Genomic DNA, 14,819 nt, shown 5'->3' on the forward strand with positions numbered 1-14,819 from the left:
CTGACGGTGGACGAGACGGTACTGGCGACCAACGACACTCAGAGCTTTGCCGCCAACTTCAACTCGGCGTTTGGCGCTGATGGTCCGGGCACGCTGACCTATGCGCTGGGCGTGGTGGCCGGAGCCTCCGGGTTGACCGATACGGCCACGGGCCATGCGGTGAACCTGTCACTCAATGGCACCGTGGTCGAAGGCCGCACGGCCACGAGCGACCTGCTGGTGTTCACCGTCAGTGTGGCCGCCAATGGCAGCGTCACGCTTGACCAGCTCCGCGCCGTGGTGCATCCCGACCCAACCAACCCGGATGACTCGACGAGCCTGACCTCGGACAACCTGGTGACGCTGACCGCGACCAAGACCGACGGGGACGGCGACAGCGCCCAGGCGACGCTGAACATCGGGCAGAACCTGGTGTTCAAGGATGACGGGCCGAGCATCACCACCACCGGCGTGGAACCGACACTGATGGTGGACGAAACGGTACTGGCGACCAACGCCACCCAGAACTTTGCCGCCAACTTCAATTCGGCGTTTGGTGCCGATGGCGCCGGCACCCTGACCTATGCGTTGGGCGTGGTGGCCGGAGCCTCCGGGCTGACGGACACGGCCACCGGTGAGGCGGTGAACCTGTCGCTCAACGGCACCGTGGTCGAAGGCCGCACGGCCCTCGGCAACCTGCTGGTGTTCACGGCCAGCGTGGCCGCCAACGGTGATGTCACCCTCGACCAGCTCCGCGCTGTGGTGCATTCCAACACCACCAATCCGGATGACTCGACGAGCCTGACCTCGGACAACCTGGTGACGCTGACCGCGAGCATTACCGACAAGGAGGGCGACAGCGCCCAGGCGACCCTGAACATCGGGCAGAACCTGGTGTTCAAGGACGACGGGCCAAGCATCAGTACCACCGGCGCGGAACCGACGCTGACAGTGGACGAGACGGTGCTGGCGACCAATGATACCCAGAGCTTTGCCGCCAACTTCACCTCGGCGTTTGGCGCCGATGGTGCGGGCACCCTGACCTATGCGCTGGGCGTGGTGGCCGGGGCTTCTGGATTGACGGACACGGCCTCGAACCAGGCGGTGAATCTGTCGCTCAATGGCACCGTGGTGGAAGGCCGCACGGCCACGAGTAATCTGCTGGTGTTCACGGTCAGCGTCGCCGCCAATGGCAGTGTCACGCTCGACCAGCTCCGCGCCGTGGTGCATCCCAACACCGCCAATCCGGATGATTCGAAGACGTTGACCTCGGACAACCTGGTGACGCTGACAGCGATCAAGACCGACAGGGACGGCGACAGCGCCCAGGCAACGCTGAACATCGGGCAGAACCTGGTGTTCAAGGACGATGGGCCGGCACTCAGTTTCGGCAACCTGATCGGGACCGGTAGCGTCCTTGCGCAATCCGGGTTCTGGAATATGGCGACGGGAGCCGACGGGCTGGGGGCGGCCGGTCTGGATATCTCGTTGGTCAATAACCAGTTCACTCTCGTCAGGCCGGACAACACGACCACGACCGGGACCGGCACACTCAGCGAGCTGTCGCCATCACCGGATGTCAATGGCGCGTACCGGTTCGCGGGAACCTTGACCGGTGATTTCGACAACAACGCCGCAACGGCGAATACCACCGTCGACTACACGTTGACCGCCTATGCCGATGGTCGCTATGCACTGGATCTGGTGCAAGGCTTCAGTTCGACGATCGTGCTCAGCAGTGCCGACGGCTCGCTCGCTGCCGGCGGCCCGGACTCGGTGCGCACATTGTTGATTCCGCAGACGAGTAACCCGGCTATTCCTTCGACATCCGAGGAGATCGTGTTCTTTTCCGCGAAGGCGCTGGCGTCGACCGCGGACATCCTGACCGGCATCGGGCTCGGAGCACCCGACCCTACGGAAGCCGCGCTACAGACCACCCCCCTGCCGTCGTACATCGACCCCGCATCCATGAACGTCAGCACGTCCGGCATCGGCGTCGCCAACAACGTGTTCCAGGGCGATAACCTGGCGGCAATCAGCGCCGCCGATGAAAGTTTCGTCATCAACCCAGAGAGCCTGCTGACGGCAATGAAGGTCTTCATCGACAACTCCGTGGCGGGTTACAACACCGCGACCGAAGACCTGTACTACCGGATCTACTACGCGGATGGCTCGTTTTCGGACCGCATCGAGGTGAACACCCTGACGCCGGAGGCGGGCGGACAGGTGTCCTTCCTCGTCGAGAAGGCGGGCGCGACACTGATCGACGCGGTTCAGCTGACGATGGGCCGGGGCGATGTCAAGATCCCGGTGATCCAGTTCATTCAGCAGAGCGAGAGTCTGGCCAGCGATGTCCAGCTGGCGTTCAGCGCGACGCTGACGGACAAGGACGGGGACTCGGCGACGAGTACCTTTGACGCCAACCTGTTCGCCAACGACCCGGCCAACGCTTCCTTCGACTTCACGCTGGTTGGCACGGGCGGTGAGCAAGATGCGTTCAACATCGATCTGTCAGTCAATGAGAACCTGTACCAGGTCACCGGCTTCGATGCGGGCCTGGGCGTGCGGGACAAGCTGGTGCTCAACGGCGACCCGAACGCCGTTGTCCAATCGATCAACAACACCGGCGCCGACAGCGTCGTGACGGTTGCCGAGACGGGCGGACAAACAACGACCATCACCTTGGTCGGGGTTGATGTTCTGAATACCGACGTCTTTTTTGGCAGTGCTTGAAGCTTTGCGCGTGAACGGATGCGAGGGTGGCCTAGGAAACCACCCTCGCATTTTTTTTGCAGTTCAGATAGAGATCCCCTTGATCCCATGCGCTGTGAACTGGCGAGCAGCACAAGGCTTAAAGAACGCCGCTGCGTGCATATTGGGGTCCGTTTGTGTGTTTGCACGCAAAAACAGCAGATGGACCTCTGCCTGCACCCTCCCCTTAGGTGCTTCAGGCTTTTCATGTTGACCCATCGATCTGCAGGCTTTCTCCGCCCCACATTCGCGTACACAACCCCCAACCTGGGCCTGTTTTAGCCGGGTGCAGGTATGCAGAAAAAACGACACATTCAGACCGCAGGCGTGGCTGGGGGACGACGGCGCGCGCCAGGTCAAAAAGCCCTCCTCCGCCCCCAAGTACGCCAAGGCGCGGCATCTGGTGCAAGAAACGAATGCCTGGCCGGGGAGATCAGAGCCGAGGAAGCGACGCAGTGGGTGGCCGACGTGAACAACGAACGGGCATGGATCATGCTTGAGTATGGGAGACAGTTCAGGGGTTGATCGGGATCCGCTGCAAGCCTTGCCGGTGATCGATGGGCTTTGACTACATTCAAGGAGCGGTGCAAAACGCTGAAGCGCGGGCCGCAACAAAAAGGTAGCCCGCGCGTTACGAGTAACGGGGGCTATGTTCAATTGCCCAGTACCGACAAGGCCCTGCTGGTTGAAAACTGCGCCACTGATGGCGACCCAAGACCCCAACTTCTGGCGCAGCAGCGCATACATTTGCGCCTTAAGAGTGAAGGCGCTAATCAGGATGGGAGTTCGGCATGCTGTTTTTCAAACCCGAGCGACAACTAGCGCTTGAACTAGACCTCGAGGGACTCTCGCTCCGTCTCAAACCCCTCAGTACCACCATCAAGCTGATGACGTCTCACAGGCTGCGGAAGTATCAACGGGCCCTGGAAAACGACATAGGCGGACTACCTGGGTTTATGGCGTTGTCGGTTGAGGGAAAAGTCAATTACATGATTCCCATCATTTCGCAAATGAACGAAGCCAGAGATCAGCAGAATGAAGTCGATTTCATAGCGGCCTACCTGACCGTCATGCTGCTGGAAAGCATCAGCTGCGGCTATCATTCGACGATGAACTTGGTCTTTAGCGGGATGGAAAAGATCGCCGCGTTCCGGTGGGATGAGTCATAAAAAAGCCATCCAACAAGAAACTCTGGAAGCGCTTATCAACAACCACGTGCCGGGCGAGCGCCACGACTTCGAGGAGTGGCAGGAGACGGTGTCCACGCTCCTCATCAATCTGGTCAAAGCACCTGCCGATCAGTCTGCCCGCTTCGCCAACATGTCGCGACCTGAAATTGTAGTTTCTGAAAAGTGGTCGCGAAAGCTAGTAGGGTTCGCCAAGACCGGTGTCGAAATCTGGCGGTCTAGCTACTGCGCTGGCGCAGTCTCCACTACTTGACTTGATCATATGCATCATTCATCACTTTAATGGCGTTTAACACATGCGGATGTTCAGCCCAGCGGTATGCAGCATTTCCAAGTAAGCCGGCTGTCGCGTTGTCCATCAGGCTTTTTACATCAAGCCCGCTGGCGACGGCCGCTCCAATAATTGCTACAAGCGCTTGTTCCAGTGCAATTTCGCGATCACTAACCACTGCATCTCCTTAAACCGACCCCATGCCGGCCTGAAAGATTAATCGCTCACCCACAACCAAATTGCCACTACCCCCTGTCGCATCCGGTCACGGAGTACGGCGCTTGAAACACCCTAACCCTTTTCGCGTGCTCTCCACAATCAATCGATGCTTTGTAGTCTCGATACGCGTAATCGCAGGCACTTGGCCCGACCGAGAATGGATCAGCAAGAACTGTTGGGGGCGCTCGGTGTGAAAGATCTGTCCCAACCCGTTGTAATGACCGAGCAGTACATCCGCAACAGAAAGGGGAAGAAAGTCTCACCAACCAAGTGAATTGCGGACCAATCCAATAATTGCGGACCAGAAACGAACAAGGGCTTGCCCAGCTTTCGCTCGCAAACCCTTGATATATATGGTGCCGAAGCCGGGGTCGAACATGCTACATAAAGACCGCTTAATTACTGGTTTTCTCCACTCTAAATCTCGTAGCGTATACCTAAACGTATACCTAAAACTGGAAGTACCCCCCTCCTCCAGCCGGTTGCCTATCGTACCAGCGGCCTCCCCCGTTTCGCCGTCGCCGGGTGGTGCTTGTGATCATCAGCTCTCTCCCCGTTTCAGGATGGTGGTTAGGAATACGAATTTTGAAGATATGGAAAAATAGTTTGGGCGCTGGGGCGGATACTGTGAAGGCTCGAACTTTTGACACAGCACCTCCCGGCACTCCCTCATGTTCGTCCAAGACGGCGATTTGCCAAAAAAACTACGAATTTATGGTTGAAACGGACAGGGACCGGTCTTTGAGGCGAGGGCTCCAGACTTTTGACCTACCCCCTCCCTAATGACTTTACCGAGCAGCAGGCACCTCTCCCGCCTCCAGTCCTTCTGACGCCTGGAGCGCGAATAGCGGCGCAGCCTCGAACTGATGTGACTGACCGGACGGCTGATCTACTACACGAATCTCTATCACGGGCTGACGACGTATGCCTACAGGAGCTCGAACTGTAAGTAATGTTCGATCCGGTCGTAGCGGTTCACTGCTTTTCATAGCGAAGAGTTCGATACTGGGAGGTTGTCTGCATTTTGTCCGCATTGCATGCGGACCGACTTCGGACGGTTGGCTGACTGCATTCCGTTTGGTGTCTTTTCGATACGCATTCGGTTGACGGAAATCTAGAAGGCTACAGCGTCGAGATGGTCGACGACCTGATCGGTTTTCTGGGTTTCGCGCGCGCCATGATCGACGTTGGATGACTAATCGAAACCGCCGGAACCCTTACCCTGCCTTGCTTTAGGACCATAACGGGCTATCGGCCAAGCACCGGGCAATGGACTCAGACCGTAAGCGAAACGTCCGCAATCTGTCTGCATCCGATGCGGACAAAAAGCGGACTAGAGAAGAGAAGAGAAGAGAAGATATATACAAACACTAGCTAGCACTAGCGCTTTAAGCGCTGCCACGCCGAAGACGAATCGGTAGATTGCATTGACCGTAGATGTGGATCTCCAGAAGTACGGCTGGGTGGCAGGCCGCCCGGGTACTGCCGGCGCCACCCTGAACTCCAGGGTATCCTGGTCGAGTTGCTCGACTCACAGCCACAGCACACTAACTTAGAGTTGGCACTCCAATAACGAAGGCCTACCGGGAGACGGTGACAGCCAGCGACTACCACAGGGTATCTAGAGTGTGCATCCGCCGTTGCATCGGATTTGACCAGCACGCGTCGTAATCATGGCCGGCAGAGAACGGCCAGAAGCCGCCTATGGCCAGAGCAATGGCAGATCATGGGCTATGCTTGGTCTGTTGCCGGAACTGATCGAGAAGCTGGGTCTTGCCACCCGTGTCGTGTTTCTCCTCGAATAGTGTCGCGTCCGCAGTGACCACCGCAAGGCAAAACAAGGACGTACCGGATGACAAGGAGCGTTGAAGGCAGAACATGTAGTTCAGTTAGGGAGAGAAGCATGGCAAGACATGATCCATTATTTAACGTCAATTGGACTATGGACCCAGGAAATTCACTGTTTAATGAGCAATGGAAACCTGATACGGAAACCCGACTTTATAAACGTGTCGGCAAAACGGGCTATAAGCTTCAGGTCTCAGGCACTTACAAAGGAAAACCTTATGAGTGGGGATATACAGCTAATTACGATGGCAAAGACTATCCCGTCTATGGTCGCGATGATGTCGATGCCATAGAGGCATACAGAATCAACAGCAGAATAACGGTTGGATTTTTCAAGAAGAACGGAATGCCTGGTGGGCCTTACAAGAGAAAGCTGTCTGCTGATGGAAAAACTCTTGAAGTTGAGACTGTAGGCCGTCGGCCAGATGGCACGTTCTACCTCGACGTAATTCAATATAACAAGTCTTGAAAATTTAACTACAGGTTCAAGCCGATGCCCTGCCCTAGGCGGGTCTGCGGCTTAACTTGATGTTAGGGTAATAAGCTGAAAAGCTCGATCCAAAGTGGGCCAATGTCATCGGGCTCTTGCTAGATTCAGTGGCAGCGGTGTTTCTGACTTATGGCCTAAGCACATCAATTGTGCTACCTATGTAGCGTCCGCCAGCCAGACTGCTATGATTTTGGCATCTCGAATGGAGTCGATGCCTTGCCTAATCCAAATTCCCTTCTGAATTTCCTCTCTTGGGAAAGAACCCGCCTTGAAGCCGCGCTCATAGCTAACGCCATGGGTCGAATTGCAAGGTCAAGAAGTGTGCGGGTCAATCTGACTTGTACCAACTACACCGTAAAGGATAATTGATAATGGAACCCGTAACTACTACTAAGGGAATAGGAACCGCTGTTAAAGTCTGCGTAAACCTAGCCAAAGCCGTCGGCCCGTTTTTCATATCACAGTTCGACTATACCAAGTTTAAATATTTAGACTTCAAAACCAAACAAGCCCAAACAGCTGGATATGCCGAGTATTTCTTAGCAGAAGCTAGGTCTCTTGTTGATCTGAAGACCGAGCAAATACGGGACTCACTTAACAAAACCGGCTTAGAGAGACTAAAAGCCGAAGAAAATGTTACGCTAATAACAAAAGAAATAAACAGGCTACTCGTTTATTCAAAAGTACCTACGCATGTACGCTATCTTGAAGGAGAAAAAGAACAAGACAGCAGCACCTCTACTGAAGAAAGCATTAGCATTAATGAGACATGGCTTGACCGATTCAACGATCTCGCAAGCAAGCTTAACGAAGATTGGCGTCAAGATCTCTTAGCCAAATCTTTTGCTGTGGAGGCGGACAAACCTGGAACAATCGATTTAGAGACGCTATTCATGATTGCCAGACTAGACCAAAGATCATTCTATTTTTTTGATGCAGTTCTTTCAAATTCATTAAAATTTTATGAAGTTTACTTCCTGCCAATAGAGAACAACACCTTCACATTAACAATTGACGTTCACGGTACAGAACACAACGTAGGTAACATTCTATACCAATTGCAGCACACGGGGCTATTGATACATGGCGAGTCTTTAGGAGTCAATTTAAAAGCAGGCTCCTTGGCACAATTTAGATACCACGACGATGTACTTGCAGCAATCTCTCCAACAAACTGCAGCTTTCCCGGAATAATGACAACAAGGGCTGGCTCCGCGCTCGCAGCCCTATGCTGTACCGCTCCTACTGAAATCGGAATAACAATATTTAATTCGTTTGAAGAAAAATTAAAAGAACGGAATTCTCTTCACAAGCGATACTCCATTAAAGAGTGAACAATTAACATCTAAAATCGCTAAATTCGCGTCTGTGTATTAGGCGCGAATTTTTAGTTTAGAGGGGCGTCATTGTTTTGCCACAGCAAACCTCTGATCTAATACGGGTGGGCCAATGTGGTGTGGCCACAGTTTCCCAAGCTGATAACGAGGGTTTGAATCCGTTCACCCAGCCCCAATACTTGCAAGGACTTCAGCAAATTTTATCCGTGAAATGGCAGCTTTGGGTCGACCCCGGCCCGTCACGACCGGCAACAGTCGCCCCACAGCGGACAATCGCATCAAGCAGAAAACGGTCGAAACCCAATGCCAAAGAGCCCCTCAAGCAAATAAGCCTCTTTGAATATGACTCCCACTTTATGTCGAAGAATTTCATATACTTCTAACTTATCTTGTTGTGGCATTCGGGCTCCAAAAATGATGGAGGAAACGGGAGCAGGTGCCCGAAAAAGCTTTTCACCTTCATACATTATCACGCGCCACTCCTTTTCATAACTCCATTGTATTGCCTTTGTATAAATACAAATATCAAGAAAGCTACCCTTCGCTTTTTTAGGAAGGTCTTCCAGAGAAAGCGAGGGAAACAACTCAGTGTAATTAACTGGTTGAGCAAGGCTCCTTAAAAGTGAACCTTCCTCAAGTTCATATTCAACACAGAAGCCTCTATGGTGATCAGCATAATGAGACCACATAAGGATTTCACTCGGAGTTTCACTGAGGCAAAGAACGCCAATTGTCTGCATTTCTTCTTTCAGTGACTTTCGTAGCTGTTCATAGGCAGCCTCATCCTCTGCTGTCACTTGTTTAAGATTTAGGGCAATCTCTACTGGAATGTTATTAGTTTTGGCTATTTGCTCAACTGCATGTGATACAGACTCTTTCAGCTTTCTCCGATCAAGATTAATGGCGCAGTCGAACGGATCATTAAAAGAGGCAGGTGTGGATAGCCAAACAGTCTCGCTCTTTAAAGATGCCAACGAATACTCTGTTTTCTTTTGGTATTTATAGAGGTGAGAGGGGGTGATCATATTATTCAAAAGGCTCGTAAGTTTAGACTGCATTTTTTCGCTGAGCTAGAAGTTTAGCGTGCCGCTGTAGAACTACGTAATAGTGTCGGCGCCCACTATTGCCCAACGTAGCAACGTAAAGTGCACGGTCTTCCGGTCATCTCGATCGCCTGCTTCTGGCCAATTCTGTTGAAAAAGTCCGAGCGGGCAAACTCAACCCGCATTGAACATGGAAAACATCAACTTTGCACGCAGCCACACAAAGTCTGGTCAGATTAGCGCCTGCTCAACGTCCGGATTTCAATCTCAGGTGGACATTTTTCGGCCGCCGTAACCATAGGCGACTTTTTCAACAGAATCGGCCGGTACCCGCCAGTGGTGAAGGGAGACTATCGACCCAAAGCGCTCATCCTACCTATCGGCCTAGTGTGCGGAAGGCCGTCGAATCGAACTACAAGCTGTGTCTGGTATGGCGGGCCGGTAACAGGTGACCTGCACAAACGGCTCTAGTCTCTCCGAACACTGGAGCCCGAAAATGTCCTAGTCTGGGACTTGCGTGTGGACTGAAACGGACCAGGTGTGATTGATGCGGAAAGAACAAACGATCTTCGTTGAGCTGGAAAGTCTCTGTGCGTCGCCGGGTTATGTGCACGCAATTGCCTACTTCTGCTTTCGAGACAACATGATTCGGTATTCCGGTGAGATGAGGGCTGCGGATATGCAGCATCTCTTTTCGAGGAGCCGCCTCATCCGCACCGAGATATCGACCCTCATCGGACTGATGCTCAAGCACGACATCGATTACAACCTGCCCGCGCCGCAGGTCCTGGAAAAATACGTTGAGACCACTGAAGCGCTGCTCGAAGGAATTCACCATGCGATGTCAGCGTCGATTTGGGAGGGTTTTAATCCCGCCAAAATATCGAATAAGGATTTCAACCCCTTCAACAGCGGAGCCGCTTTTCGGGAGCCCATCTTTTATGGCGGCGAATCCGCATACAGCTTCCAATACCGCGACTTTTCGCCAACCAAGTATGGGCATGACGATCCGTGGCTGATAGCGAATAAGGGGTTCTCTATCCGTGACGCCCGTAACGTTGTCTACGCGATTTCGCAGTTGCAGGACGAGAAGGCAGTCACGACGTTACGGGCAATGCGGAAAGTCGCCCCTGACACGTGGACGGTTCTGCCCGGCAATACGTTCTCGGTTCAGGATGTCGCGAATCAGGCGCACATGGACCCTGCCCTCGTGCAGAGGATTTTGGCAGCCTTCTCGGTTCCGCCGGACGCGCGCAATGAACAGTTCACGGCACTGCACGACTTCAACATTGCCAACGCCAGCCCGCTCATCCGTACCCCAGAGGGCAACTACCTGCTGTTCAACATCTACAGTCTCGTTGAGGCCCTGTATGAGTCGCCGTTTTATTGGATGGGCGCTGATAAGGCCTATGTCAGCACCGCGATGCAAAACCGAGGCCTGTTTACCGAGCAGTTTGCCGTCGAGCGGTTGTCGCAGGTCTTTGGGGCGGGCAACGTATTCTCTAACATCGACATCTACGAATCGAAGGGCAACAAGCTCGCTGAAGTCGATGTCCTGGTGCTGTTCGGCACCCATGCGCTCGTGCTGCAGGCAAAGTCCAAACGCTTGACGCTCGAGGCCCGGCGCGGTAATGACTTGCAGATAAAGGACGATTTCAAGAAGAGCATTCAGGACTCGAGCGATCAGGCCTATCGCTGCGCCGCGCTTATAGAAGAGGGCAAGTGTTCCTTTAAGGATGCGGCCGGCAATGTCGTGACGCTCCCAGCCAAGCTGAAGCGGATTTACGTCCTGTGCCTGATCTCTGACCACTATCCGGCACTCAGCTTCCAAGCACGGCAATTCTTGAAATGTGTGCCGACGACGACGATTTCTTCGCCCTTCGTCATGGACGTTTTCGCGCTCGATGCGATGACCGAAATGCTGAAGTCGCCGCTCCTTCTGCTGAGCTACATCGATCGCCGCACCGGCTACTCGGACAAACTGATGGCGTCGCATGAGCTTACCATCCTGTCATATCACCTCAAGCAGAACCTCTGGGTGAATGACGAGCACGATATGGTCGTCCTCGAAGACGACATATCTACAGACCTGGACTTGGCAATGCTTGTCCGGCGTGAGGGCATTCCCGGTAGGGGCACACCGGACGGCATCTTAAATCGGTTTGAGGCCACAGCCTTGGGACGGATGGTCAAGTCCATTGAGACCAGGCCCGATCCCGCGACCATCGATCTTGGTTTTACCCTGCTGACGCTTGGCGAAGATGCTGTCGTTACCATCAGCGCCGGCATCGATCACATCGCCAAGCTGGCCGTCGCCGACGGGAATAGTCACGACTTCACGGTGTGCATCGCTCAAGGAAGAACCGGGCTCACTATCCATTGCAACGACGACCCGATTGATGTCGCCGGCCCGCGTCTGCAGAAACTCTGTCACGCCCGGAAGTACACCGAACACGCCAAAACCTGGTTCGGCGTATGCGTAAAGCCCGGAGATCAGTCAGTGCGATTCGGGATCAATCTAGATTTCGAATGGGAACAGAGCGATGCAATGGATGAGCTGACGAAGAGCATGGGCAAACCGGCCAAGATTACCGACTTAATCAAAATGCCCGGTATGAAGGGGCCAAAGGTCGGTCGGAATGACCGCTGCCCATGTGGCAGTGGCAAGAAGTTCAAGAAGTGCTGTCTCGCATAGCTCTAGGTGAAATCGACACGCAGCTATTGGCCGATTGCTGCCTGTCGCGAGAGGCCGCAATCGACCCCAAAGCAGACGGTCAGCAGCGTCAGAAATCGGCCACTTCGAGTCAAATGACAGTGCGCAATCCAACGAGTAACTAGCTTAAGGATGATGGTAGCCTATAGCTATTTTTCTTTTGGCGTGAGCGTTATGATGCTGCCTTATAGATTTACCTTGTTATTTCCGCCAAACAACGATGAAAAGGATTGTTGAAAATGGATTTTCAGGTATTGCCGCCTAGAACCTCGCCCAATTACGATTCCACTGCGCTGTTTGCGTTGATTCAACACAGTTGGAATGACTACAGCTTCGAAACCCAATATAGTTTGGTTTATTTGGGGCCCAAGGAGCAGCGCTCACATAACTTGATCGGCACTGTTAAAATCTTAAAGCGAGGGCAGCTTGCTGTCGATGGGTTGCAGATTGTTACCGATTTTGATGTGCTGGGGGAGGAGTTTATTTCTGTAGGTCAGTCGCTGGACTATTATCAGCGCCTATCCGCCTTAGAAGACAATCTAAGAAAAAAGCTACTAATAGCGCTTAAAGATTTTATATATAGCCCTGAACGAGCGGAATCGTTTCGACTTGAAGAGGGTTGGAGTACATCGTTATTTAGATATTTTGGCGAAAATGACGCTTTTCTTCAAACGGCTAGGTCTTTGCTCGATAAAAATTTTGACAGCCTACTAGCTCAGGATTTAAAGTTTTCTTTCGCCGTACCTGGCTGGCAAAAAATAGTCACGTTCGATTACTCTCTTCCGGAATACGCTGAAATAGTCGGCAAGAGAGAAGCTCCGCTTCCAAGTCGGATATTTTCGGTCATTGGGAGAAATGGTTCGGGCAAAAGTACCCTTTTAGCACGCATTGCTCGTGTGGCTTACGGCAGCCTAAAGGATCGTCACGATGAAAGCCTATCATCGTTGGGGAAAATCTTGCCCGAGGAGGTTAGCTTTCCTCGAATAATTACGGTGTCTTATAGTGCGTTCGACAGCTTTCGCTTGCCCGCGCTTAGACCAACCGCAGAGGGTGAAGCGGATGAGCGTGTGCAAGTAGTTAAAGATATTCGAATGGGTGTCGGACGGTTTGTATTTTGCGGCCTGCGTGACGTTGCGGCAGAGTTAGATGCTGATATTGAAGATGAGGGCCTCTTTGGGCCATTCGCTGCTCAGTCCGATAAAGTAGGAAAAACATTGCTTAAGCCCATTGAGCAGCTGGCGATGGAGTTTGAGGAGACATTACAACTGGTCCGAGAAACAGAAGCGCAAGATTTACTGGATCAGTCATTAGCCTATCTTTCGACAGATTCATCTTTCTCTACCGACTCAAAATCCCTCACCAGTGATTTCCTTCTTCGTAATGGGCCGCGCGAGATATTTTTGCAATGGAGTACCGGGCATAAAATCGTGATGCATATCATTTGCAAGCTCGCGGCCCACACCACTCAGTCGTCCCTGATATTAATAGATGAACCTGAAACACATTTGCATCCACCTCTATTAGCTGCATTAATGCACGCCATTAGAAATATATTAAATGTAAAAAAAGCGTTTGCAATCGTTGCTACGCACTCACCTGTAGTACTACAGGAAACGATTGCTAAGCATACCTTAATTGTTAGGCGCGAAGGTAATATAACAGTTACGAAGAGCCCATCAAAGGAGACATTTGGAGAGAATGTCGGGACGTTGACTGGTGACATTTTCGGTCTCAGTACGCGCGAAACCGACTACCACAGAGTATTAAATGATCTCATCGAAAAACACCAAAATCTTGATGTTATAGAATACTTCTTTCAGCCTCATGGGCTCAGCATGCAGGCGCGTGCATATGTCATTGCCGAGCTTGCGAAGAGAGGGCTAATTTAATGTGGCGCTTAGCAGTTCCTGATTTTGAAAACGCAAGAGAAAATCTGCTATCTGCATTAACCTTTGTCGACGGTACGGTAGTTTATCTCTTGAGCGAGATAGACCACTCTGCAATTCTCGACCTCTATGCGGCCTATGATAATAACTTGGGGCAACCTGTCGCTAACTTAGAAGGAGATCAGTTGAGCGAGGGGTTGCGGCAGGCGCTTCATAATGCTTACAGTCAGGTTCAGATCGGTGGGCGACTTGCGAGTTATAGGAATCAATTGAAATTATTGGCGGAATTATGCCCGTATTGCGGATATGGTTCGGTCACGGATTTAGATCATCATCTGCCTCGCTCCAAATACAGGGCTCATGCACTATATGCCAAAAACCTTATCCCTAGTTGTCATCCTTGCAATAATCTAAAAAGAGCAAAAGCTGGTGAGTCTGCCAGTGCTCAATTCTCCCATGTATATTTAGGTGCTTACCCGACGGAGCAGTTTCTGTTTGCATCTATTACGATTTTGCAGAAGGGGATCGGTGTGGTGTACAGTGTTGAACATGTGGCGAGCCTCAGTGTCGATGAGTACGAAAGGCTAAAGTTTCAATTTGAGACGCTTCAACTGAATGATAGATATGGACCACAAATTAATATTTTCCTAGGTGGGCTTCGCACTAGCGTTGAAGAGTGCGGTGCTTTCGGCGCGCCAGTTTTGAAAGCCTATCTAGCTAAAGCCCATAGCAGCCATTGTGAAAGCTTTGGGGCGAATCATTGGCAAAGCGTTCTTCTCATGGCTCTTTCAAAATCGGATGAATTTTGTTCCGGTGGTTACAAAACCAGTTTCGGCCAACACCGAGTGGTCGTTTGAGTTGTTGCCCGAAAAGGGTCGTCTTCCAATACGAACGGTGTCAAAGATCAATCAAGTATAAAGAGGCAGTGAGTCGCTCCTGGTTTTATCGAGAGCGAGTGACTACTTCTAGCCGATTTCGGCCGTTTTTCAACGGCAGCTTTTGGCCGATTCTGTTGAAAAAGTCGACCCGACCTGGCTACCCATGCATTGAGCGGTGAAAACGCCTTTTTTGCACGCTGCTACGTGAAATCCGAGT

At 52.3% G+C, this 14,819-nt stretch carries 10 protein-coding genes; 8 read left to right on the top strand and 2 right to left on the bottom strand.

The features are described 5' to 3' along the window. From AC1RS8_RS26410 to AC1RS8_RS26420, 3 genes are all read left to right on the top strand, one after another. Positions 1–2,712, top strand: a 2,712-nt coding sequence (locus AC1RS8_RS26410; RefSeq protein WP_493164019.1) for a DUF5801 repeats-in-toxin domain-containing protein, incomplete at its 5' end; no start/stop codon positions are given. 809 nt (positions 2,713–3,521) lie between these two features. Beyond that, complete coding sequence (locus AC1RS8_RS26415) at positions 3,522–3,899, top strand: hypothetical protein (RefSeq protein ID WP_090455531.1); 378 nt, start codon at positions 3,522–3,524, stop codon at positions 3,897–3,899. Further along, a complete protein-coding gene (locus AC1RS8_RS26420) occupies positions 3,889–4,170 on the top strand; it encodes a hypothetical protein (RefSeq protein WP_489338610.1) in 282 nt (93 codons plus the stop codon). Before AC1RS8_RS26415 ends, AC1RS8_RS26420 begins: the two co-directional genes overlap by 11 nt. On the opposite strand, the gene AC1RS8_RS26425 is transcribed toward AC1RS8_RS26420, so the two are convergent. Further along, positions 4,163–4,366 (bottom strand): hypothetical protein, encoded by a 204-nt coding sequence (locus AC1RS8_RS26425; protein ID WP_057714624.1) that lies wholly within the window; start codon positions 4,364–4,366, stop codon positions 4,163–4,165. The two genes, AC1RS8_RS26420 and AC1RS8_RS26425, sit on opposite strands and share 8 nt — an antisense overlap. Positions 4,367–6,310: 1,944 nt before the next feature. Here AC1RS8_RS26425 and AC1RS8_RS26430 point away from each other — a divergent pair. Both AC1RS8_RS26430 and AC1RS8_RS26435 read left to right on the top strand, forming a co-directional pair. After that, positions 6,311–6,724 carry a hypothetical protein gene (locus tag AC1RS8_RS26430; protein ID WP_493164022.1) on the top strand — a complete coding sequence of 138 codons (414 nt, stop codon included), beginning with the start codon at positions 6,311–6,313 and terminating at the stop codon, positions 6,722–6,724. Between the two features lie 392 nt (positions 6,725–7,116). Then, the gene (locus AC1RS8_RS26435) at positions 7,117–8,079 is read left to right on the top strand and encodes a DUF2806 domain-containing protein (RefSeq protein WP_493164024.1); all 963 of its coding nucleotides are present in this window, start codon (positions 7,117–7,119) and stop codon (positions 8,077–8,079) included. A 281-nt stretch (positions 8,080–8,360) separates the two neighbouring features. Here the strand turns inward: AC1RS8_RS26435 and AC1RS8_RS26440 are convergent, their stop codons facing one another. Next, the gene (locus tag AC1RS8_RS26440) at positions 8,361–9,107 is read right to left on the bottom strand and encodes a DUF2971 domain-containing protein (RefSeq protein ID WP_493164067.1); all 747 of its coding nucleotides are present in this window, start codon (positions 9,105–9,107) and stop codon (positions 8,361–8,363) included. A gap of 565 nt (positions 9,108–9,672) precedes the next feature. Between AC1RS8_RS26440 and AC1RS8_RS26445 the strand changes: the two genes are divergently transcribed. The 3 genes from AC1RS8_RS26445 to AC1RS8_RS26455 all read left to right on the top strand — a co-directional run bounded on the left by AC1RS8_RS26445 (position 9,673) and on the right by AC1RS8_RS26455 (position 14,581). Next, complete coding sequence (locus AC1RS8_RS26445; protein ID WP_493164026.1) at positions 9,673–11,820, top strand: SEC-C metal-binding domain-containing protein; 2,148 nt, start codon at positions 9,673–9,675, stop codon at positions 11,818–11,820. A gap of 257 nt (positions 11,821–12,077) precedes the next feature. Further along, positions 12,078–13,727 carry an AAA family ATPase gene (locus tag AC1RS8_RS26450; protein WP_493164028.1) on the top strand — a complete coding sequence of 550 codons (1,650 nt, stop codon included), beginning with the start codon at positions 12,078–12,080 and terminating at the stop codon, positions 13,725–13,727. Then, complete coding sequence (locus AC1RS8_RS26455) at positions 13,727–14,581, top strand: HNH endonuclease (RefSeq protein ID WP_493164030.1); 855 nt, start codon at positions 13,727–13,729, stop codon at positions 14,579–14,581. Before AC1RS8_RS26450 ends, AC1RS8_RS26455 begins: the two co-directional genes overlap by 1 nt. Positions 14,582–14,819 lie beyond the last annotated feature (238 nt).

This window comes from Pseudomonas sp. GW821-FHT12A04 (genome assembly GCF_058807755.1).